Genomic DNA, 22,605 nt, shown 5'->3' on the forward strand with positions numbered 1-22,605 from the left:
CCTAGCCGACAGTTTTCAGTGCGTGGATGACGCCGCGCAACTCCGCCAATCCCTTGAGACGCCCCACGTACGAGTATCCGGGCTTTGCCGAACCTATTTGCAGCTCATCGGCCATCAGATGGCCGTGATCCGGGCGCATGGGAATCTCACAACAATTTCCAGAACCGCGACGGCGTTTTTCCTCGTCCAGCAACGCGCGGATCAACCCGACCATGTCGTTGTCGCCAGCAAGATGATCGGACTCGTAAAAAGACCCGTCCGCTTCCCGGATGACATTGCGCAGGTGCACGAAATAAATACGCTCGGCAAACTCCCGCGTCATCGACACCAGGTCGTTGTCTGCGCGCGCGCCATAAGATCCCGCACACATGGTGAGCCCGTTGGACGGACTGGGATAGGCAGCCAGTAGTGCACGCGCATCATCCGCCGTCGACACCACCCGCGGCAGGCCAAACAGGGAGAAGGGAGGATCATCCGGGTGGATACACATTTTCACCCCGACAGATTCTGCCGCGGGAATGACTTCCCGCAAAAACAGGAACAGGTTTTCCCGATAGCGGTCGGTGCCCAACGCATTGAACAGCTCAATAGAGCGTCGGATGCCGTCGCGGTCGTGAGATCCTTCACCGCCCGGGAGACCGGCAATAATATTGCGCTCCAGTTGCGCGAGCTCATCGTTGCTTTTCGTTTGCAGATAGGTTTCCGCCCTTGCCAGCACTTCCGGAGGGTAATCACCCTCGGCACCCGGGCGCTTCAGCACATGAATGTCATAGGCCGCAAAATCGGCCATTTCAAATCGCAGGGCCTGGCTGCCATTTGGCAGGGTGTAATTCAGATTGGTGCGGGTCCAGTCCACCACCGGCATAAAGTTGTAGCAGATGGTGGTGACCCCGGCTTTTCCGGCATTGATCACGGACTGCCGGTAGTTCTCGATCATCCGCTCAAAGTCACCGGTGCGCGCCTTGATATCGTTGTGTACCGGTATGCTCTCGATAACGGACCAGCTGAGCCCCTCGGCCTCAATCATTGCCTTGCGCTGCTGGATCGCCTCTTGCGGCCATAATTCGCCGGCGGGAATATCGTGCAGTGCGCTCACGATTCCCGTCGCTCCCGCCTGGGCAATGTGCCGCAGGGTGATTCCGTCATCTGGTCCAAACCAGCGCCATGTCTCTTGCATCGGACTATTCCTGTTCTTTCCACTTCCGGGTCTTACATCCGCGAGCATCAGCTCCAGCGGGATACTTGCGCATCGATTATGAAACACATAACTGGTAAGACCACCGGACCAATTAAACTCAGTTTTGCGATAAATGACAAGTCCCGGGCTAGGGTAAGCACTAATTTAGTGTAATCCAGAGCGCTTAGAGGCTGATTTTCGCGCAATCAGGTGTGAATCGAGGACTTTGACGTCAAAAATGAGTGAATTATTGCGTTTTGATTAAAAAGCCTAGTGGCTAGATTGTAAGGCCAGATTAAGCCAACTACCTTTTCCCATCCGGCAGCTGCGGTATTGGGCTACCGGAAATGGCTGGCAGCGCGGTAATGGTTGTATGACTGCCGGCCCGCTAACGCCCTGGCACCGCCTTGGCAGTGTGTGCCAGACACCCAACCCTGGAATCTTTTCCGGAGATAATAATGAATAAACAAAACCAACCGCCCAAACAGCGATTAATGAGAAAAACAGCCACAGGCAAAGACCTATGGACGGAAGCCCGGCTCCCTGTCGCGCTGGCAGCAACCTCCGCACTGTGCGCTTCGTTAAGCGGCCCACTGCTGGCGGCACCGGGCTACAAAGGCGGCCAACCTCTGCCGTCCAGTTTCAGCCAGACCATCAATGCCGCCGCCCACGGCGTTATTGCCAACGATGGCATGGATGACGCGGCCGCCCTGCAAAACATCATCGACACCATGATTCCGCTGGGGAATTCACCGTCCAATCGCGTGGCGATTCAACTGCCCGCAGGGGAAATTCACCTGGACGATGAAGTACATGTGGACCGCTCCGGTGTGGTCATTGTCGGCGCGGGCAATAATCCCTCGAGTGGTACCAAAATTACCGTACGCAGCTGGCAGCCTTACGGAGCAGATTCCAGTGGTGCGCCAGACTTCGACAAAAAGTACTGGCCCGGCTTTGGTGCCTTCCGCGTGGAGACCCGCATCAAGCATTCCGGTGAGCAGAACTACGAAGGTAGTATCAATTTCCACTGGAAACACAGCATCGAGTTTGATCAGACCGCATCCCTCGGCGATACGGTTTTGCACCTGGAAAATAACGGCGCAAATAAATTCTCTGTTGGTGACCTGATCTATGTGGGCGCCGCAACGGATACCGCCTTTCTGGATCTCGGCCAGGTGCCCAGCAGCAAGCGCTCAAAATCCCATTTGCAGACCGGGCATATGCGCACGCAGATTTTTACCGTGACGGCTCGCAATACCAGCAACGATACCGTTACCCTCGATGCCCCTCTTGAGTTCGATATCCCCATCAACAACAACAGCGGTTACAAAAGCCGGGTAATGCCGGTCACCGCAGTGAAAGATGTGGGCTTTCGCGATTTCTATTTGCAGATGTCCACAGCAAGCACCAACTGTTCGGGCTACAACGGCAACGACTACTCCCCATCCAATCCCGCCGGCGTTGGCCACAAATACGTGAACCTGTGTCCGGAGGATGCGATTCACGGTATCATTTTCAAATGGGCCGCCGACAGCTGGGTAGAGAATGTGCGTATGGACATGATGGGCTCACACCCAATGGTGACCGAGTTCGCCCGCCATATGACGTTCAAGGACAATCATCTCCACGGCTCCTGGAACAAGGGCGCCGGCGGCAATGGCTACTTCCGCGGCTCTAAACTCTATGACAGCCTGATCCAGGGCAACACCCTGTCGCGGCTGCGCCACCTGACGCTTCAATGGTCCGCCACCGGCAATATCGTCGAGAACAATACCCTCGATAGCGATATCAACCTGCACGGAGGTTGGGAGCGCAATAACCTGATCCGCAACAATACGGTGGCAGTGCCCTTTGAGCATCGCAACTGGACCAACGGCGCACCCGACTCTGGCACCTGGCAGCCGATCTGGTACGGCTCCGGAGATCACGCCAGCGACTGGTCCGGCCCCACGGGCCCGAACAATGTGTTTCTCAACAACAACCTGTCCAAGGCAACCAGTGCCGGTGCGTCAATTGTGCCCTGGGGTTTGTTTGATGCACCTGGAGTCAGCTACGCGTTTGCCTGGGACGGTAGTGAATTTGTACACCTGAACGTTAGCGGCACACCGGTGAGCACTTGGGATCAGAGTTACGCAGAAGATGTGCATGCGCAGATGCCGCTGTCCGGGGTTTACACCACGGGCAGCAGCGGTGGCTCGTCCAGTAGCTCATCGAGTAGTTCATCCAGCAGCTCCAGCGGCGGCAGCAGTTCCAGCAGCTCGTCATCCAGTAGCTCCAGTGGCGGCAGTGGAAGCTGCAGCAGCTATATCGATATGCCATGGGACAGCCGCCAGGAAATTACACTGAGCAGCGGCAGCTGCGTGCGCTTCGATCGCGACCTTTCAGGCGAGAGCCTGCAAGTATGGGACAGTGACGCCAATTCAAGTTGCGATTTCCGTGGCACAATTACCGCTGTAGACGGTAGTGGGTCACTGACCGTTTCATCCAACTACGCTTCTTCCAATGGATTCAGTGGAACAACCCTCAAGTACCAGTCAAATAACGGCTGTGCCTACGTGAAAACCCGCGCTTACTGACCCCTTACGGCGGCACACGGTGCCGCCACTCCGTCAGCCAAAAAAGCCCCACTCGTGGTGGGGCATCAATTTTGGCGGAGAGAGAATATTGCCTACAACTAGCCGAGATCGCCGAGACTGAGGTGATCCATATCGTCGAACTGCTGATTTTCCCCTCCCATCGCCCACACAAAACTGTAATTACAGCTGCCGGCACCACTGTGAATCGACCAGTGCGGTGAAGCGATAGCAGTTTTTGGCGCGAGCGGCAGGGAGCGAGTTTCGTGGGGCTGCCCCATAAAGTGGAATACGCGCTCGTCCTGGGGGAAATCAAAATACAGATAGACTTCCGTGCGACGACGGTGGGTGTGGGGAGGTTTGGTATTCCACACACTGCCACTGGCAAGGCGGGTAATGCCCATCACCAGCTGACAGCTGTCTACTACACCGGGGCAGATAGACTGACAGATCACCCGTTCGTTACTGCCATCGATACTGCCGAGCTCTACACGGTTGGCTTTTTCCAGCGGGATATACACGGTTTCCGTTGCGCGGTGCGCCGGGTAGCTAACCAGATAGAATTCCGCCGGCGCACTGTCGTCTGCGCTGGTGAAGGTTACTGTTTGGCTTCCTCGCGCCACATACAGGCTGTCGAATTTTTCCATCGGGTATTCTTTGCCGTCCACCACGACAACACCGGCACCGCCGATATTCACTACACCCAACTCGCGTCGCTCACAAAAATACGCACTGGCGAGCTCTTTGTGAGTGGGCAGTGAAAGTGGCTGCTGCACGGTAGGCACTGCGGCGCCCACTACGGCACGGTCCACATCGGTATAAGTCAGATTCAGCATGCCGCTTTCAAACAGCGACTCCATACAAAACGATTCGCGTAATTCCGCATTGGTCATTCGCTGATAGCGCACGCTGTCAGCACTGTGAAGAAATTGCATTTTGGCTCCTTAACGCTTTGCCAATTTATTAAGTAATTTTTTCTAAGCCAGCGGCCTTATTGGCCAGTGTCCGCACTAGCCAACGCCTGCGCCGTCGCATCCAGATAAGCGACAAATTGTTCCCGGCTCTGAACGTCTTCATCGCGCCATACCGCAGCAAATTGATACTGCGCTTCAGTGCCACCCTTCAGCAGCACCAGATGGTTGTATTCATCGTCGGTGATCTGTTGCAGATCTGCATTGCGGAAAAAGATCGCCATACCCAAATTATCATCCGCCAGGCTCTGCACCCCCCAGGTGGCGAGGTAGCCCCAACCGCTGTTGGCCGGCATCGACACCAGCGGCTCCAGGCCGTGACGCACGATTCCGGTGGCCCAGCTTTCCGCGGGGATTTCCGTTTTGGTGTGAACCTGAGTAAGCCGGGAGCCGGGTTTGATACGCAGGGTCATGTCGAGATTCCGTTCGCCGCCGGCAGATTTCCAACCGGTGTATTGCACGCGCACAGCAGAGGCTTCGGTTTCGTTAGACACGTTTACCGAGGCACCGGCGAACTGCCGCACCCCTTCCAACTTCCCCTTGTGCCAGACACCAACACCGCCAAGACCGAGCGACGGCCCCACTTTCAGTACATCCATCCCCCAGTCAGACAGCGCGTGATAGTCGGTTCCGTCCTGTCCTACTTCTGGCAGTACCAGTTGCGGTTTGGTTTTGCCGAAAATATCGATCGCCGCACGCTCATCGAAATAGAGGCGATAAGCCACCTGCTCCGACTCCCAGCCCGGGCCTTCGTACTTGAACAGGCGGTTGCCGATCTGGTGATCATCCGGCAGCTGCATAAATTCCACCGGCACGTATTCACCACCCTGCAGCTTGCCGTCTTCTCCCGGTACACCGCCGCGACGCACCGCCAGCTCCGCGTATGCGCCCGTTACCTTGATGCCCATATCAGCATCGTCATGTTTCGCTGCTGAGGGTGCGCTCTGTGCGGCAGCCTCTGCCTGCGCCGCCGGCTGTGAATTACTGCTGTCTGTGCAGCCACTGATTGAGACCAGGGTGACGACCGCCGCAAGGGCCGCCTTATGCGTGAAATCCAACATTATTATTTCCCCACCTAGACTTTATGGTAAGGCCAACATACACTACTGCAACTGGTATTACCACATGACCAAATCGAAACGGTGGCAATGCGGGAATAGTGACCCGCATCAGCGCTCGGCCCCTGCACACACCTGATACGATCGTGCCAAATGGCTGGAGCACCCCGCAAAACGGATAACAGTAATAAAGGTGGCATCATGACTCTGAACCGAAGCCTGCAACTCGGGCTGGGACTGCTGATCGGCGGTCTCTGCACCAGCATCCACACTTCCGCCAATGCCTTCGCCAGCGCCAGTGGTGCGGCGCAGGCAGAGTACTGGCCAGAGCCAGTTGCCTGGCAGGCACCGGCGGCAGAAATTCCGGCCTACGCCGACAAGCTCTCTCCCGCACTCACCCAGGCAGACATCACCGCCGCCGCTAACCGCGTTGCGGACTGGCAGCTGAGCCAGTACGACCTGCGCAGCAACATGATGCGCGCGGAAGGCCGTGCCAGTGGCATCCCCCAGGGCTGGATGTATGCCACCTGGCAAATCGGCCTGCTGGAATGGGCCAAAGTGAGCAAGCAGCTGCCCTACGAACAGGCGGTGATCAACAACGCTTTCACCAATCAATGGCTGTTGGGTCCGCGGGTACACCACGCAGACGACCATGCGATGGGTACGGTGTATCTGGATCTGTATGAGCGCATGGGTGGCGAGGAAAAAATCGCACACCTGAAACAGCAGTTCGACAAGGTGCTGGCAGATCAGCCGGACACCAGCCTCTATTTTGATGACGATGACAAGTTCCACCAGGACCTTGCCCACCGCAATTTCGACGATCCCTCCTGCACCATTCGCTGGTGCTGGGCCGATGCCATTTTTATGGCGCCGCCGGTATGGGCGGAGCTGGCTCGCATTACCGGCTCGCAAAAATACCTGGACTTTATGGACAAAGAGTTCTGGGTAACCACCGACTATCTCTACAACACCGACGAAAAGCTTTACCTGCGTGACAGCCGCTATTTCGAGCGCAAAGACAGCAAGGGCCGCCTGATTTACTGGGGCCGCGGCAACGGCTGGGTACTCGCCGGTATCGCACGCACACTGAAAGAACTGCCGGATCATTTCGCGGAAAAAGAGCGCTATGAAACCCTGTTCCAGGAAATGAGCGCGCGACTGGTCGACCTGCAACAAAAGGACGGCAGCTGGCCCTCTTCACTGCTGGAGATCGAGGAACAGTCACCACCGGAGTCCAGCGGTACCAGCCTGCTGGTGTACGCGCTGGCCTGGGGTGTAAACAGTGGCCTGCTGAAAGATGAGAAATACGTGGACGCGGTACACAAAGGCTGGGCGTCACTGGTAGACAGCGTGCAACCGAACGGCAAGCTGGGTTGGGTTCAACAGGTCGCCTTTGCACCGGGTTCCGCTACCGCGGAAGACACCCAACTGTACGGCACCGGCGCGTTGTTGCTGGCCGCCTCTGAAGTGATTCAGCTGGACGGACACAAGGGAGATGCACAATGAGCGATTATCTGCAGCAGCAGTTTGGCCTTGAGGGCAAAGTCGCCATGGTCACCGGTGCCAGCCGCGGCCTCGGCAAAGCGATGGCCATGGCCCTCGGCCGCGCCGGTGCGCGGGTGGTGGTGGTGGGTTCCACCCCCGCCAGCGCCGAGAATGCGCAACAGGAACTGAGCGCCGAAGGCATCGACACCATCGCACTGGGTTGCGACCAGTCTCAGCCGGAACAAATCGAGGCGCTGTTCCGCGAAGTGGAATCCCGCTTTGGCCGCCTGGACGTTCTGATCAATAACGCCGGAACCATCCGCCGCGCACCCGCGGTGGATTATTCCGATGACGACTGGAACGCGGTGATGGACACCAATATCAATGGCGTATTCAGAATGTGCCGCGCCGCCGGCGCGATGATGCTGAAGCAGGGTTCCGGCAAGATTATCAATGTTGCCTCGCTGCTCAGCTTCTCCGGCGGTATTACCGTGCCCGCCTACGCTGCCAGTAAAGGCGCGGTATCCCAGCTCACCAAGGCACTGGCCAACGAGTGGGCGGCAAACAATATTCAGGTCAATGCCATTGCACCGGGCTATTTCGCCACCGACAACACCACCAACCTGCGCGCGGACGCCGAACGCAATGCGGCGATCAGCGCGCGCATTCCCGCGGGACGCTGGGGCAATCCGGAAGATCTGGCCGGTGCCGCGGTGTTCCTCGCATCTCCAGCCGCAGATTACATGAATGGCCACGTGATGTTAGTAGACGGTGGCTGGATGGCGCGCTAGGAACGTCAAAAATTTAGGCAAATCCGAGAAACTATTTCGATAAAAATTTACGGAGCCAACCATGCAACGCGCAGAGGAATTATCCTCACCCTCAGGCACCGCACTGTTTTTTTGCGGTGCTTTTTTTTACCTGCTGTTTTCCACAGCCTGGGCTTCAGCGCTACAGGAACAGCAGTTGTTCAATAGTGACTGGGAATACCTGCAGGACGAACGGCTATCGCCACCACCGCTCGATGCGGCGGGCGCAGTAGATGTGACGCTGCCGCACACCTGGAACGCCACCGATACCGTGGATGCACAGCCCGGTTACCGGCGCGGTGCGGGCTGGTACAGCAAGCGTTTTCGTATCGCGGAGAATCTGCCCGCCGGCACTCGCCACAAGCTCTATTTTGAGGGCGCCAATCAGAAGGCGCAGGTTTACCTGAATGGGCGCGAGATCGGCGAACATATTGGCGGTTACCTCGGCTTTGCCGTCGAGCTTACCGAACACCTGCAGCCCGATGCCGACAACCTGGTGCAGGTGCGCGTATCCAATGAATACGATCGCAACCTGATGCCTTCACAAAAGGCCGACTTTTTTATTCACGGCGGCCTGACCCGCGATGTGTGGCTGCAGCAACTGCCTGCGGAACACATCCAGTCTGTAACGATCACCACCCCCAATGTCAGTCATGAATCGGCGCAGACAACGGTGCAGATCACTCTGGATAAATCGTCCGCAGCCAGCACCAGCGGCAAGGCAGCGCGCCTGCAGTGGACACTGCTGGACCCTGCGGGAATAACCGTAAGCAGCAGCGAAACCGAGATTGACGGCGAGCAGGCGGAGACCGAGCTCCCACCGTTGCAGCAACCGCAACTCTGGTCCCCGGATTCACCGGCACTCTACACACTGGTTACCGAGCTTCAGGACACCAACGGTAAAACCCTGCATCAGCATCGCGAGCGTTTCGGCTACCGCTGGTTTGAGATGCGTCCCAACCAGGGTTTCTTCGTCAACGGGAAACGGGTGCTGATTCGCGGCACCCACCGCCATGAAGAGCACGCGGGGATCGGTGCCGCCATGAGCAATGAACAGCACCGCGCAGACATGCAACAGATGAAGCGGATGGGGGCCAATTTTGTGCGCCTCGCGCACTACCCTCAAGACCCGGAAATCTACCGCGCCGCAGACGAGCTCGGGCTGATCCTGTGGGATGAACTGCCCTGGTGTCGCGGCGGTATGGGCGGCGAGGCGTGGAAAAAGAATACCGAACGACTGCTGCGGCAGCAGATTGCGCAGAACTTCAATCACCCGAGTATCGCCTTCTGGTCTCTGGGCAACGAGATTTACTGGGAAGAGGACTTCCCCGGTGGTGGCGACGATGCGCTGGTGCTGCCCTACCTCAAGCACTTGAACAGGGTCGCCAAGGAACTGGATCCGCAACGTATGACCACCATCCGCAAGTACTATCCAGGCGCGGAAGTGGTGGATGCCTTCTCCCCATCCATCTGGGCGGGATGGTATGGCGGTGCCTACGGTCAGTACGGGGCAGCGCTGGAAGACGCGATGGGTAAATACCCCGCCTTCTTGCATATGGAATACGGTGGCTCCAGCCACCGCGGCAGGCATACAGAAACGCCCATAGATAAAAACGGTATCCCCGACGCCCAGGTATCCGTCACCGAAGCCATGAATCAGGCGGTAGTAAAAAGCGTGGCCAAGGACAGCGACTGGAACGAAAACTACATGGTGAACCTGTTCGACTGGCACCTGTCCGTGAGCGAAGGCATCGAAAATTTCGCCGGCAATGCACAGTGGGCTTTCAAGGATTTCGGCACCCCGCTGCGCCCGGAGAATCCCGTGCCCTACATTAACCAGAAGGGGCTGGTGGACCGCGCCGGCAACCCCAAGGATGCCTACTACGTTTTCGCGAGCTACTGGGCCGATACACCGTTTTGCTGGATTGAATCCCACACCTGGAGCGTGCGTTTTGGCCCGGAGAGCGGGCGGCCAGTGAAGGTGTATTGCAATACCGATTCCGCCGAGCTGTTCCTGAACGGCAAAAGCCTGGGTAAGAAAAAGCGCAAGCCGGGGCAGTTTCCCGCCCATGGCCTGGTATGGCAGACACCCTTCAAGGAAGGAGAGAACGCGCTGCGCGCCGTGGGTACAAATACCACCGGCAAAAAGGTCGCCGAGGACGAATTCGCTCTTACCTACCACCAGGGAGAGCCCGGCAAGACGAAGAAAGTCGTGCTCAGCGCAACGCGCACCGCCAGCGGCGATTACCTGATTACCGCGGAGGCCCGCGACAAGCAGGACAGACGCGCGATCGACTTCAGTGAGCGCGCCTATTTCTCTGTACTCAACGGCGGCGGAGAACTGGTGGAGAATCAGGGTACCTACAGCGGCTCATCCAGCATAGAAATGGCCAATGGCCTTGCCACCATACAGTTCAAACCTGGAGATAGACCGGCGGTAGTGGAATTTCGTACCCAGAACATCAAGGGCGCCTATATCGAGCTGCCGGCGGCACGCGCCCACTAAACCAGGCCAAGCTGCCACACCAGTCTCCCTCCCGCCAACCTCACACCAATCCTCTCAACACCTTGCGAAATCACACTTGTGCAAGGTGTTGGGTATCTGCGAGGGCGCGAACAGAGGCGTCCCTCCACACTTGCCTGTAATCCCCCATCGACCCAAATTGACTGCCACCGAGGCGCGAAAACCGTCACAATGAAGCTTCAGACACCTCAATTAACGACTGGATAGATGGTAAGGCCACTTGACGATCTGTCATTTTTCATTGACCATTGCCCAACCTGTCCAAGTTTTAGCGATGGTAGGTTCTGACAGCGGCACCGTCAGACAACAGATGAAAATAACAAACAGACCTCTGAGGGCCTGATCATGACAAGCAATCGAATTCGTCCGACGTTTACCAAAACCCTGTTGAGCACCGTGGTTGCCCTGGCCGCAACACCGGTCCTGGCGCAGGAAAATAACACCCTGGAAGAAGTTACGGTTACCGCGCAATTCCAGCGCAACCTGGATAACGCGCTCGACGTAAAACGCAATGCTTCCACCATTGTCGACGGTATCTCCGCGGACGATATCGGCACCCTGCCGGCACTGGATATGGGTGAAGCCCTGCAGGCGGTCGCCGGTGTGCAGCTCAACCGTGAAGGCGAGCGCCGCGAGTCCAGCATCAATCTGCGCGGTATGCCCTCCGGCTTTGTACAGACCACCGCCAACGGCCAGACCTTTGCCAGCCCGGCGCGCAGCACCAAGGCGTTCGGCGCACCCAACCCCTTCGGCGCTTTTGATCCGGCGGTATTCAACGGCACCAACGTGATCAAGACCCAGACCGCAGCCATGCAGGAAGGTGGTATTGCAGGCACCGTGGATCTGGTACTGCCGCGCGCACTGGATAAAGGCGATGGCAAGCTGAGCCTGTCCGTAGCTGGCCGCAGTGAGCAGCTGGCGGACGCACTGGACAGCGAAATGGTACTGTCCGGCTCCAAGCACCTGATCAGCGACAAGCTCGCGGTCACTGCCACCCTGGCCACGTCCGAGCAGACCTTCCGCCGCGACACAGTAAAAATTAACCGCTACGACAATATTCCCACCAACGGCAATTTTGTCGGCGCCAACGGTGAAGATTTCGCCACCTGGGCCGCGGACAACAACCTGCCGGACAACGCCGTAGTGAAAATGCCCGGCGAACTGCGCCAGGGCTCAGAGCTCAACGAAGGTTCCCGTACCTCCTTCTCCGGCGGTATCGAATTCCAGGCCAACGACAACCTCAAACTCGGCCTGAACGTGCTCTACACCGAGCGCGATATGAACGAGAACGGTCAGCAGGAACTGGATCTGCGCACCCGCAGCGGCGGCACCATCATCACCCCGAACAGCGCACCGCGGAACACCGGTACCGTGGACAGCAACGGCAACCCGATTTACACCGTTTCCGATATCTCGTTTGCGGAAGTGGACTACCGCAACACCTCCCGTATCTGGGATACCTACGAACAGTCCCAGGCAGTGCTGATGGACGCGGAATGGGCCAACGACGACTGGACCATCGACGGACTGGTGTCCCTGTCTTCCGCTGAAAATAACTGGAACGAGCTCTTCTACACGCCGATCTTCCAGGCAGGATCCAGCGGCATCTCCGGCCGCCTGTACACAGGCGAGGGAGATATTGGCAACTTCGTGACCGAGTTCAGCGGGCTGGAGAACGTCAACCTCGACGGCGAGTGGCTGGTAAAAGACACCCTGAGCAGTTCCGGTGTCACTACTCTGGTCGACAACCCCAAAATCCAGGCACTGATTACCGGCACCTACGAAACCCTGGAAACAGAAGCCAACTCCTTCGAGATCAATGCCAAGCGCGCGCTGGAATTGCCGGTGGTTTCCGCGGTTTCCTTCGGCTACCGCTTCTCCAACCAGACCCAGGACTCCGACCGCCTGCGCAGCTCGCCAACCGGTATCGACCTGAACGGTATTCTGAACAACGCAGCCATCGGCAACCCGGCCTATGTTGACCAGGGCAGCTTCTTCGGTGGCGATGCTCCGGGCTTTGCCGGCGCCGGTGGCGGCTGGTTTGCACTGGACGTGGACGCGCTTAATGCACTGGCCGCCGCCTCCATCGGCGATGTGGCGCCGGACCCGGTTACCGGCGAAATTCCGGTGCGCGTCCCCACCACTGGCCTGATCGCCCGCGGCGGCCAGCAGAGTGCCGGCCTGATCTACGATGTCGAACTGGACACTTCCGCCCTGTACCTGATGACCGATCTGGATTTCACTGTCGCAGACTTGCCGGTATCCGGTAACGTGGGCGTGCGCTACGTCAGCTCCGAGCAGACCGCGTCTTCTCCCTACTACGCCTTCGGCGCTACCGATATCAATAACCCGGAACAGCGCGCGGTGGATAGCGACTATGACTTCCTGCTGCCGAGCGTGAACCTGGCAGTGGACCTGCGTGAAGACCTGATGTTGCGCCTCGGCTACGGCGAGTCCATTTCCCGCCCCAACGTGCGCGCGGCCACACCGGCCACCACCATTTCCTCGCGCCCCGGTGAAGTCAGTATCAACCTGCCCGGTGCCGATGTGGAGCCCTTCTCCGCACGCTCCTACGACATCTCCCTGGAGTGGTACAACCGCGAGGGCAGCGCCATTAGCATCGCCGCCTTCCAGAAACAGATCGACAACTTCTTTACCGCGGTGGCCAGTTGTGACGCGGGCCTGCTGTCTGAGTACAACGTAAACGTGGGAAGCCTGTCGGTTGACGGCGATAACTGCATTACCAACGGCGTAGACGCCTACGATGTGATCGATGCGGACTACATCATGGCGGGCGACCAGGTCAGCATCAGCAAAATCCAGAACGTGGATGAGCAGATCGAAGTGCGCGGCTACGAAGTTTCCGTACAGCAGAACCTGAGCTTCCTGCCCTACCCCTGGAGCGGCTTCGGCGGCATCGTGAACTATTCCAGCACCTCGCAGGATTCCCCGCTGGAAGCGCGCATTCCCGGTATTTCCGATGACACCTACAACGTGATCGGCTACTGGGAAGATGGCCCCTTCGGTATCCGCCTGGCCTACAACTACCGCAGTGAATACGAGCTGGAAAGTGTTGGCACCTTTAACGGTGAGGGCAATAAAAACGTGAAGGCCGCGGGCCGCGTGGATCTGTCGGCCTACTACAACGTAACCGACAATTTCTCCCTGTCTTTCAAAGGTTACAACCTGACCGAGGCGCTGTACGAGGAATACCAGGATACGGAATTCCAGCCTCGCGCCACCCACTTCGATGGTCGCACTTTTGTACTGCAGGCGAAGTACAAGTTCTTCTAAGCCTGTACTGCAACGACCAAAGCAGAAAGGGACCCTCTCGGGTCCCTTTTTACTCCGCCTGGCGGATTGCAACCGAAGAGGTGTGATGAGTGATGCGCAGATTTTTTTCCTTCTTTATCGTCATCGTTAGCCTGGTACTGTCACCAGTCAGCTGGGCCAAAGGTGCCGATAGCGCTATCGGCCGCCACTTGTTTTTATTCGACGCAGAGCTGTTAGATACTCTGGAACGGAATCCGGAAACACTTGCCGCGCTTCAGGAAAAAGCACAGCAGGCACTGGCTCATCCGCTCTATTCCGTCGTCGAAAAGGAATCGACACCTGCCAGTGGCGACCGGCACGACTACTACAGTCTCGGCCCTTACTGGTGGCCAAACCCGGATACGCAAGACGGTCTGCCGTATATCCGCCGCGACGGCAAGCGCAACCCGGCAATCAACCAACTGGCCGGAGACAACGGCCGTTTAGTGGCACTGAGCCGCGACGTCACCGCACTCGCACTGGCCTACCGCGTCACCGGCGATACCCGCTATGCGGACAAGGCCCGCACACAACTACACAACTGGTTTATCCGCCCAGACACGCGGATGAACCCCAATTTTCAGCACGCGCAGGCAATCCCCGGCCTGAACGATGGCCGCGGTATTGGCATTATCGAAGCGCGCTTTTTTATTCCGCTGATCGATGCGGTCGAATTGCTCGGCGCACAACTGAGCGCAGAAGAGACTCAGCATATTCACCAGTGGTTTCAGCAGTTCAATCACTGGCTACTGACCAGTGACAACGGCTTTGAAGAGGATAACTGGCACAACAACCACGGCACCTGGTTCGATGCCCAGGTGGTGGCCTTTGCACTCTTCACCGGCGATGTAGACACCGCCAAGCGGCGACTGCGCATCACCCAGATGCGGCGTATCGGCGCCCAGTTTGATCGCCACGGCAACCAGCACGCAGAGTTCGAGCGCACCCGCCCCTGGCACTACGCCAACTTCAATCTGGAGGCGTACAACCTGCTGGGCCGGTTTGGCGAGCAGGTGGGTGTGGATATCTGGAACTACTCGGTAGACGGCCACGCCCTGAAAAAGGGCTATGCACTGATCGCGGAGACCGTAATGTCGCCGGAGAATTGGCCTTACAAAGAGATGGCCGGCTTGGACCTGCAAGTGGCCCGCAGCACCCTTTACCACGCCCAGCGCGCCTATCCTGATGCGCTGTTTACGGAGGCCTGGAGCAAGCTTGGCAATGCCGCCACCAAAGCGCCAGACCCGCGTCTGGTTCCGGTGAAATAAGCCCCTGCCGACTGACAACTCGGAAATGACCGGCAATAGCGGTAACTCCGGCAGCGGGCAACCCTAAACAGAACAAATGCCTTACCAGAATGATTGACTGGTAAAGCCAATTTTGGCAGTATGGCAGCAATCGCTACTCGATACAGAGTCCTGTACCGAGCATCGAGGTTTTCTCCATCGCCTGGCGCACCGGGCACGAGGGGGCTGGTTTGGACCCCTTTGCCTTTGTTTAGCGCATACCGCCCGCTCCCGCCCCAGCGTTGTTCTGGGCGGAGAGCCGGGCTTTTTCTTGTTCCGCCTCTTTTCACCGGACAGTCACGTCACCGGGTGGTCGCACAGCGAGAAAAGTAGTCGCACAGCGAGAGAAGATGTACGGCGTTACAGGTGAGAGATTGAGAAAACCACACAACAATAAACGGGGCCAGCACCGGCTACACAACAACCCGCGCAGCTGATCCCAAATGGCAAACCCGAAATCTGGAAGCATACCCATGACACGCCCTCTGATTCTGCATCCCGACCGTCTATTTCCGGCCGATAAAGTGAGCCGGGATATCGCGCGCAATCTTTACCAGAGCGTGAAAGACCTGCCGATCATCAGCCCGCACGGCCACACGGACCCGTCCTGGTTCGCCGAGAACCAGCCGTTCGGCAACCCGGCCAACCTGCTGATTCGCCCGGATCACTATGTCTTCCGTATGCTCTACTCCCAGGGTATCCCGCTGGAGAGCCTGGGTATCCGCACTCAGGACGGCGCCCAGGTTGAGCAGGATCCACGCAAGATCTGGCAACTGCTCGCGGACAATTACCACCTGTTCCGCGGCACCCCGTCGCGCACCTGGCTGGATACCGTTTTCCACGATGTGTTCGAGCTGGATGTACAGCTGAGCACTGAGACGGCCGATCTTTACTACGAGCGTATCGACAGCTATCTGCGCCAGCCGGAGTTCCTGCCGCGCGCGCTGTTCGAGCGTTTCAATATCGAAGTGATTGCCACCACCGAATCCCCGCTGGACGACCTGCGTCACCACCAGAAGATTCTGGACAGCGGCTGGAAGGGCCGTGTGATTACCGCATTCCGTCCGGACCCGGTACTGGACCCGGACTTCGAGGGCTTTACCGATAACCTGGCGCAGCTGGCCGAGATCACTGGTGAAGATACTTCCACCTGGTCCGGTTATCTGGCGGCGCTGCGTAACCGTCGTGAATTCTTCAAGCAGATGGGCGCTACCTCCACCGACCACGGTCACCCCACTGCGACCACCGCGAACCTGTCTGCGGCGGAAGCCGAGGCGCTGTTCCTGAAGGTGAGCGCGGGTAACGGCAGCGCAGCAGATGCGGAGCTGTTCCGCGGCCAGATGCTGACCGAGATGGCGCGCATGAGCATCGAAGATGGTCTGGTGATGCAGATCCACCCCGGCTCTTTCCGCAACCACAACAAGGTGGTGTTCGAGCGCTTCGGTCGCGACAAGGGCTGCGATATCCCCTCCCAGACCGACTACGTACACGCGCTGCAGCCGCTGCTGGAAGCGGTAGGTAATGAGCCGAACCTGACAATTATTCTGTTCACTCTGGACGAGACCAGCTACAGCCGCGAACTGGCACCGCTGGCGGGTCACTACCCGGCACTGAAGCTGGGCCCGAGCTGGTGGTTCCACGATAGTCCGGAAGGCATGCGTCGTTTCCGCGAGCAGGTGACCGAGACTGCCGGTTTCTACAATACCGTTGGCTTTAACGATGACACCCGCGCGTTCCTGTCCATCCCCGCCCGCCACGATGTGGCGCGCCGTATGGATTGTGTATGGCTGGCGCAACTGGTCAGCGACCACCGCCTGCAGGAAGACGAAGCCTTCGAACTGGCCGCGGACCTTGCCTACAACCTGGCGAAAAAAGCCTACAAGCTTTGATAGGTAGAAAGAAATGAGCCAAGAAAGACTCAACAACCAACTTCTGGAAAGCCTCCCCGCCGAGGTGATCAAACCGGCCTACGACCGCAACGAAGTCACTACTGGCATCGTGCACCTGGGCATCGGCGCTTTCCACCGCGCACACCAGGCGTGGTACACGGAAAACCGTATTGCCGCCGGTGAAAAGGACTGGGGCATTGTGGGTGCGAGCCTGCGCTCCGCCGGGGTACGCGATCAGCTAGTGCCGCAGAACGGCCTTTATTCCGTGGTGGAGAAGTCCAATGCGGGCACCAAGGTGCAGATCGTCGGTGCGGTGAGCGATGTGCTGGTGGGCCCGGAAAGCCCACAGCAACTGCTGGAGCTGCTGGCCCAGGAAAGCGTGCGTATCGTTTCCCTGACCATCACCGAGAAAGGCTACTGCCACGATCCGGCGAGCGGCGACCTGAACCCGCAGCACCCGGACGTGATTCACGATCTGGCGAATCCGCAAGCTCCCAAGTCTGCGCTTGGTTACATCGTCGGCGCCCTGGCCCTGCGCAAGGAGCGCGGTCTGCCGGGCTTTACCGTACTGACCTGTGACAACCTGCCATCCAACGGCAAGCTGCTGGGCAACGTGCTGGGGCAGTTTGCGGAGAAAGTCGACAGCGAACTGGCAGCGTGGATTGCGGAAAACACCACCACGCCGTCCACCATGGTGGACCGTATTGTGCCGGCCACCACCGATGCCGACCGCGAGGAGCTGGAAGCGCTGATCGGCTGTCGCGATGAGGCGGCGGTAATGGCGGAGCCTTTCGCCCAGTGGGTTGTGGAAGACAATTTCCTGCGCGGCCGCCCGGAGTGGGACAAGGCCGGCGCGACCTTTGTGGACGATGTGGAAGTCTACGAACTGATCAAGCTGCGCCTGCTGAACGGCAGCCACTCCATGCTGGCTTACAGCGGCTATCTGGCTGGCTGTGAAACTGTTGCAGACGTGATGGCGGTACCGGCATTCAACAAGCTGGCACTGCACTTCATGCAGTCCGAGGCTACTACCTCTATCGAGGTACCTGCCGAGTTTGATATTGCCGCTTACCAGGCAGAACTGATCGAGCGCTTCGAGAACCGCGCCCTGCGCCACCGTACCTGGCAGATCGCCATGGACGGTTCGCAGAAGATTCCGCAGCGCTGGCTGGGCACCCTGCGCCACCAGCTGGCGAATAACGGTCTCATCGAAGTGCTGAGCTTTGCCCTGGCCAACTGGATCCGTTACGTATCCGCGGTGGACGAGAAAGGCAATGCCATCGAGGTTTCCGATCCGCTGGCGGCAGACCTGAAAGCGATTTGCGATCAGTACAAGCCGCAAGGAAACGAAGCACTGGCCGCGAACTTCCTCGCGTTTACGCCGGTGTTCGGTGACGACCTGAAACAGAGCGCACCCCTGCAGGATGCCGTGGTGAACTGGCTGAACAAGCTGGATGCACAGGGCACCCTGGCCTGTGTGGAAGAAGCGTTCGCGAGCCTGTGATTTTTTTAAGCCAGTAAGTCTGTAAGTTTTTTGTGATCTATCTGCCGGCGGCTGTTAACCAATTACCTACAGTAATGCCGGCCTTTCCTTCGGGAATCAACAGTTTGTCTTTTTGTTTGTTTATTTTTGCTTTGTTTTAAAGCACTCGTATTTTGTTTGGTAGTTTGCCATTAGTTTCCATTGCTCTGTTTTGAGAATCTCCCTTGGAAACTTTCTTTTGAATCCCGCGGCTAACCCCGCGGGATTTTTTTATGGGCGCACGTTAGTCTTTGTCTTCGACCTTTTGCTTGGTGTCGTCCGCTTTCAGCGGGTTGTCGTCGCCAAACCGACTGGCGTCGTGGGCCGGGTTGTCCGGGCCCCAGGCATCCTCGTTGGCCATGTTCGGCAGGTGGTGGGCGATACCGCGATGGCAGTCGATACAGGTCGCCTTGCCGGTAGCAAGCTGGGTCGAGTGCATCTGGCGCGCGCGCAGGCTCTGCACACTAAAGTCCATGTACTCGAAGTCGTGGCAGTTTCGGCATTCCAGGGAGTCGTTGGCTTTCAGGCGCGCCCACTCGTGTTGTGCCAGCTCCAGGCGCTTGTCGAGGAATTTTTCCCGCGTACTTATGGTCCCGAAAATCTTCCCCCACACCTCTTTTGAGGCCTGCATTTTACGCGCGATTTTGTGTGTCCACTCGTGGGGCACATGGCAATCCGGGCAGGTGGCGCGGACGCCGGAGCGGTTGGTCCAGTGAATGGTACCTTTCAGTTCCTGATAGACGTTGTCGCGCATCTCGTGACAGCTGATGCAGAACTTTTCGGTATTGGTCGCTTCCAGCGCGGTGTTGAAACCGCCCCAGAAAATAATCCCGGCGATAAACCCACTCAGCAGCAGAAAGCCCAAGCTGAATGCGGTGGCCGGGTGGCTCAGGGTGTGCCAGTAACCTTTAATCCAGTCAATCATCGCTCAGCTTCCGGATCGAATAGTGGTTGGCAAAATATCTATTGGCTTGCTTCACTCGCCAAACCTTACTGGGCAGACTCTTGCTTCTGGTTACGCAGCAAAATATCCACATCCTTGAAGGTATTGCCCACCGAGGATTTCGCCGTGGTCTGCGGGACATGACACTGCAAACAGAAGTAGCGTCGCGGCGCCACATCGGCCAGCACCTGGAAATCCCGATCCATAAAGTGCGTAATACTGATCATCGGCGCACCGCTGACGGCGGTCTGGATGCGGTGGTGGCACTCCAGACAGCGGTTGCTGTTCTTGTCGATCTGGTAATCGCGGATGGTATGGGGGATGGTCGGCGGCTGTTCCGGATAGGCGCGCACGCGCTTACCGTTCGCATTCACCGGATCGGCCAGCTGCGGTGCATCCTTTTCTTCAAACAGGGTACCGCCCTTGCGAATACCATCCGGTCCGGGGGTATTGGGAAATTGCTCCGCTACCGTCGCCAGGCCACACACCAGAACGATCAGCGCTCCGACGATTGAGAAAACCTGTTTTCCGTTCATCATCGCCTCCCGTCAGGCCAGGGATATCAGTTCCAGCTTCACCGCGCATTTTTTAAAGTCGGTCTGCTTGGAAATAGGATCGGTCGCATCCAGCGTGACTTTGTTGATCAGGCGCTGGGCGTCGAAGAAAGGCACATACACCAGCCCCTTGGGTGGCCGCGCGCGACCGCGGGTTTCCACCCGCCCAACCATTTCACCGCGGCGACTGACGACTTTGATCTCACTGCCGCGACGGAAGCCCTGGGCCTGGGCGTCGTCCGGATGCATATACACCAGTCCATAAGGTACAGCGCTGAACAGTTCCGGTACCCGCTGAGTCATGGAGCCGGTGTGCCAGTGTTCCAGCACGCGACCAGTACACAGCCAGAAGGGATATTCCTTGTCCGGGGATTCTGCGGGCGGCTCGTAAGGCAACGCAAAAATGCGCGCGCGGCCGTCCTTGTTGCCGTAGAACTGCACGCCCGCTCCCGTCTGCACATAGGGATCGTAGCCTTCGCGGAAACGCCACAGGGTTTCCTTGCCGTTGACCACCGGCCAGCGCAAGCCGCGCTCTTGATGGTAACGATCAAACGGCGCCAGGTCGTGACCGTGGCCGCGGCCGAACTCCGCATATTCTTCAAACAGTCCTTTCTGGATATAGAAACCAAACGCATCGGCCTCGTCATTGGCGTAAGCGCCGTCTCTATCCGAGTTGGGATAACGGTTGGCATGGCCGTTGGCGAAGAGCACTTCGTACAGGGTTTTGCCCCGGTACTCCCGCGCCTTGCCGAGCAATTCCTGCGGCCAGACTTCATCGGTTTTGAAGCGTTTGGAAAATTCCACCAGCTGCCACAGGTCGGATTTACTTTCCCCCGGTGCTTTCACCTGCTGGTGCCAGAACTGGGTGCGCCGTTCCGCATTGCCGTAGGCGCCCTCTTTTTCCACCCACATGGCCGTGGGCAAAATCAGGTCGGCGGCCTGGGCGGACGTGGTGGGATACACATCGGACACCACCACAAAAGTCTCCGGATTGCGCCAGCCGGGCAGCAGCTCCTGCATCAGGTTGGGGCCGGCCTGAGCGTTGTTGGAAGCCTGGGTCCAGTAGACCCGCAACTTGCCGTCTTTCAGTGCGCGGCTCTGTGCCACCGCATGGAAGCCGGGCTTCGGTGGAATGGTACCTTCGGGTAAACGCCAGATTTTTTCCGCCGTGGCGCGGTGTTTGGGGTTGGCCACCAGCAGGTCGGCGGGTAATCGGTGGGAAAAGGTCCCTACTTCCCGCGCGGTGCCGCAGGCGGAAGGTTGTCCGGTCAGGGAAAATGGACTGTTGCCAGGGCTGGAAATTTTGCCGGTAAGCAGGTGTAGGTTGTACACCATGTTGTTAGCCCAGACACCGCGAGTGTGCTGGTTAAAGCCCATGGTCCAGAGGGACATGACTTTGGTTTTCGGATCGGCGTAAAGCTCCGCCAGTGCGGTCAGGCTCTCTTTCGGTACTCCGGTTTCCTTCGACACCCTATCCAGTGAATAAGGCTTGAGGAAGTCGGCAAACTCCTTAAAGCTCATGTCGGTCCAGCTATTGGCTTTGTCGCGCCCGCTCGCCTCTTGTTCCAGGGGATGTTCATCCCGCAGGCCGTAGCCAATATTGGTTTCGCCGCGCACAAAGTTCGTGTGCTTTTTAACAAACTCCTGGTTTACCTTGTTGTTCTGGATAATGTAATTGGCGATAAAGTTCAGAATCAGCAGATCGGAGTGCGGTGAAAATACAATGGGAATATCGGCCAGTTCAAAACTGCGGTGTTCGTAGGTAGACAGCACTGCAACTTTGCAGCCGGGATGCGAGAGCCGGCGATCGGTGACCCGCGACCAGAGAATCGGGTGCATCTCCGCCATGTTCGAGCCCCAGAGCACGAAAGCATCGGCATTTTCAAAATCGTCGTAGCAACCCATGGGTTCGTCGATGCCAAAAGTGCGCATGAAACCCATCACCGCCGATGCCATACAATGGCGTGCATTGGGGTCAATATTGTTGGAGCGGAAGCCCGCCTTCATCAATTTGCTGGCGGCGTACCCCTCCCATACCGTCCACTGCCCGGAGCCGAACATCCCCACGGATTCGGGCCCGTGGTTCTTGATCGCCTCTTTGTATTTCTGCTCCATGACGTCAAAGGCCTGGTCCCAGGACACCTCGACAAAATCGCCGTTTTTATCGTACTTGCCGTTACTCATGCGCAGTAACGGTTTGGTTAGTCGGTCACTGCCGTACATGATTTTCGACAGGAAGTAGCCTTTGACACAGTTGAGGCCGCGATTCACTTCCGCCTTGATATCGCCGTGCGTGGCCACCACCCGATTGTCTTTGGTGGCAACCATAACACTGCAGCCGGTGCCACAGAAACGACAGGGCGCCTTGTTCCAGTTGAGCTCATTGGCGCCCCCCTGGCTCACCAGGTTCTGGGTTTTTGCGGGCACTGCCAGACCGGCAGCCGCAGCCGCGGCCACTACCGCGCTGGCCTTGGTAAATTCCCGTCGGGTAATCGCCAT

The 22,605-nt window shown here is 58.0% G+C and carries 14 protein-coding genes; 8 read left to right on the forward strand and 6 right to left on the reverse strand.

The window, feature by feature from the left end; all coding sequences use genetic code 11:
* Position 1 precedes the first annotated feature (1 nt).
* Entirely contained in the window at positions 2-1,177 is a 1,176-nt protein-coding gene (gene uxuA / locus GRX76_RS00840) for a mannonate dehydratase (RefSeq protein ID WP_160151562.1), read from the reverse strand.
* 458 nt (positions 1,178-1,635) lie between these two features.
* Between uxuA and GRX76_RS00845 the strand changes: the two genes are divergently transcribed.
* On the forward strand, positions 1,636-3,753 hold the full coding sequence (locus tag GRX76_RS00845; protein ID WP_236250492.1) for a hypothetical protein: 2,118 nt from the start codon (positions 1,636-1,638) through the stop codon (positions 3,751-3,753).
* Between the two features lie 98 nt (positions 3,754-3,851).
* On the opposite strand, the gene kduI is transcribed toward GRX76_RS00845, so the two are convergent.
* Positions 3,852-4,685 carry a 5-dehydro-4-deoxy-D-glucuronate isomerase gene (gene kduI, locus GRX76_RS00850; protein WP_160151563.1) on the reverse strand — a complete coding sequence of 278 codons (834 nt, stop codon included), beginning with the start codon at positions 4,683-4,685 and terminating at the stop codon, positions 3,852-3,854.
* Between the two features lie 56 nt (positions 4,686-4,741).
* On the reverse strand, positions 4,742-5,782 hold the full coding sequence (locus GRX76_RS00855; RefSeq protein ID WP_160151564.1) for a DUF4861 family protein: 1,041 nt from the start codon (positions 5,780-5,782) through the stop codon (positions 4,742-4,744).
* Between the two features lie 198 nt (positions 5,783-5,980).
* Between GRX76_RS00855 and GRX76_RS00860 the strand changes: the two genes are divergently transcribed.
* From GRX76_RS00860 to GRX76_RS00890, 7 genes are all read left to right on the forward strand, one after another.
* Positions 5,981-7,288, forward strand: a complete 1,308-nt coding sequence (locus tag GRX76_RS00860) for a glycoside hydrolase family 105 protein (RefSeq protein WP_160151565.1) — start codon at positions 5,981-5,983, stop codon at positions 7,286-7,288.
* The gene (locus GRX76_RS00865) at positions 7,285-8,058 is read left to right on the forward strand and encodes a glucose 1-dehydrogenase (protein WP_160151566.1); all 774 of its coding nucleotides are present in this window, start codon (positions 7,285-7,287) and stop codon (positions 8,056-8,058) included. The genes GRX76_RS00860 and GRX76_RS00865 overlap by 4 nt, the downstream gene beginning before the upstream one ends.
* Before the next feature lie 61 nt (positions 8,059-8,119).
* Positions 8,120-10,582, forward strand: a complete 2,463-nt coding sequence (locus GRX76_RS00870) for a glycoside hydrolase family 2 TIM barrel-domain containing protein (protein WP_160151567.1) — start codon at positions 8,120-8,122, stop codon at positions 10,580-10,582.
* Between the two features lie 363 nt (positions 10,583-10,945).
* Positions 10,946-13,894 (forward strand): TonB-dependent receptor, encoded by a 2,949-nt coding sequence (locus GRX76_RS00875; protein WP_160151568.1) that lies wholly within the window; start codon positions 10,946-10,948, stop codon positions 13,892-13,894.
* A gap of 92 nt (positions 13,895-13,986) precedes the next feature.
* A complete protein-coding gene (locus GRX76_RS00880) occupies positions 13,987-15,180 on the forward strand; it encodes an alginate lyase family protein (protein ID WP_160154749.1) in 1,194 nt (397 codons plus the stop codon).
* Positions 15,181-15,671: 491 nt separating this feature from the next.
* A complete protein-coding gene (gene uxaC, locus GRX76_RS00885; protein ID WP_160151569.1) occupies positions 15,672-17,087 on the forward strand; it encodes a glucuronate isomerase in 1,416 nt (471 codons plus the stop codon).
* A gap of 13 nt (positions 17,088-17,100) precedes the next feature.
* Entirely contained in the window at positions 17,101-18,591 is a 1,491-nt protein-coding gene (locus tag GRX76_RS00890) for a mannitol dehydrogenase family protein (protein WP_160151570.1), read from the forward strand.
* Positions 18,592-18,853: 262 nt separating this feature from the next.
* On the opposite strand, the gene GRX76_RS00895 is transcribed toward GRX76_RS00890, so the two are convergent.
* The 3 genes from GRX76_RS00895 to napA form a co-directional block, all read right to left on the reverse strand.
* Entirely contained in the window at positions 18,854-19,534 is a 681-nt protein-coding gene (locus GRX76_RS00895) for a cytochrome c3 family protein (protein WP_160151571.1), read from the reverse strand.
* Between the two features lie 65 nt (positions 19,535-19,599).
* Entirely contained in the window at positions 19,600-20,088 is a 489-nt protein-coding gene (locus tag GRX76_RS00900) for a nitrate reductase cytochrome c-type subunit (protein ID WP_160151572.1), read from the reverse strand.
* Between the two features lie 12 nt (positions 20,089-20,100).
* Positions 20,101-22,605 carry a nitrate reductase catalytic subunit NapA gene (gene napA / locus GRX76_RS00905; protein ID WP_160151573.1) on the reverse strand — a complete coding sequence of 835 codons (2,505 nt, stop codon included), beginning with the start codon at positions 22,603-22,605 and terminating at the stop codon, positions 20,101-20,103.

Source organism: Microbulbifer sp. ALW1, assembly GCF_009903625.1.
Taxonomy (GTDB): domain Bacteria; phylum Pseudomonadota; class Gammaproteobacteria; order Pseudomonadales; family Cellvibrionaceae; genus Microbulbifer.